We start from the raw sequence: 1,147 nt of genomic DNA, 5'->3' as shown, positions 1-1,147 counted from the left end.
CTCCGCACGCAACCGAAAATCATTCTGAATGACTGCTGAAAACCCTCTCAACGCTGGCGAGCGCTGTCGCCACCGTGTAAATTACGGCGTTTAACTTTGTGCTCCGTTGTTTTGAGGTTCCTATGACCACTCCCTTGCAGGCCATTGCCGAGCTTGACGATCTGAAGCTCGACCTGCCGCGTTTCGAGCAGGCGTTGCAACAATTTGCCGCCAGATTGCGGCTTGATCTGTCTGCCTTTATCGCCGATCACATCTCCCTGCGTTGTCACCAGAACGCTACCGCCGAACGCTGGCGCCAGGGATTGATGCAGTGTGGGACACTGCTGTCCGAATCGATGATCAACGGGCGGCCTATCTGTTTGTTTGATTTACAGCAGCCGCTGGCCGTGGGGCCGTGGCGCATAGATTGCGTTGAGCTGCCGTACCCCGGGGAGAAACGCTATCCGCATGAAGGGTGGGAACATGTCGAATTGGTGCTCAGCGGCGATCCGCAGACGCTGCATGCACGGGCGTTGAGTCACCTTGCTGATGAAGCGTTGTTGGCGCCGGGGATCAAGCTGAAGCAAAGTTCGCCAAAAGGCGAAGGCGAACGGCTGCCGAACCCGACGCTGGCCATCACCGATGGAACGGTTACGATCAAGTTTCATCCTTATTCCATTAGAGACATCGTCGCCAGCGAACAAGGCTAGCCAGCCAGTGCCGCACAGGCTTGCGCCATGCGATCGAGCGCTTCATTGAGCAGGGCCCGCCGGCAACCGAAGTTCAGCCGTACAAAGCGCCGATCGCCGAAATCCAAACCGGCGCTTAACCCAACGCCTGCGCGCTCGAAGAACTGATGCGGGTTATCCACCGGCAAAGCGCTGCAGTCGATCCAGGCCAAATAGGTGGCTTCGATCGGTAACAACGTCAATCCCGGCATAGCGTTGATGCGCTCTGTCAACCGATCGCGATTGGCGCGCAGATAAATTAACTGCTCATCCAGCCAGGGTTGCCCGTATTGATAGGCCGCCTGGGCGGCGACCAGCGCCAGCAGATTAACCTCCGGGACAATGCCGCTGCGTGCGCGTTTCAGCTTTTGTCTCAACGCTTCGTTGGGGACGATCGCCATCGAGGCGCCGAGCCCGGCGAGATTGAATGTCTTAGACGC

Annotated in this window: 2 protein-coding genes; one reads left to right on the top strand and one right to left on the bottom strand. The window is 58.0% G+C overall.

Annotation, left to right across the window (positions count from 1 at the left end; genetic code table 11):
- Positions 1–122: 122 nt before the first annotated feature.
- The gene (locus tag SO140_RS45975; protein WP_025303137.1) at positions 123–689 is read left to right on the top strand and encodes a VOC family protein; all 567 of its coding nucleotides are present in this window, start codon (positions 123–125) and stop codon (positions 687–689) included.
- On the opposite strand, the gene SO140_RS45970 is transcribed toward SO140_RS45975, so the two are convergent.
- Positions 686–1,147, bottom strand: a 462-nt coding sequence (locus SO140_RS45970; protein ID WP_498544203.1) for an aminotransferase class I/II-fold pyridoxal phosphate-dependent enzyme, incomplete at its 5' end; no start/stop codon positions are given. The two genes, SO140_RS45975 and SO140_RS45970, sit on opposite strands and share 4 nt — an antisense overlap.

The organism is Bradyrhizobium sp. UFLA05-108 (genome assembly GCF_059803455.1).
Note: the sequence above shows the minus strand (reverse complement) of the source record. Positions and strands in the feature narration are given on the sequence as shown.

Excerpts from the sequence above, each read along its gene's own strand:
- SO140_RS45975 (WP_025303137.1), top strand. The coding sequence starts at position 123 with ATGACCACTCCCTTGCAGGCCATTGCCGAGCTTGACGATCTGAAGCTC.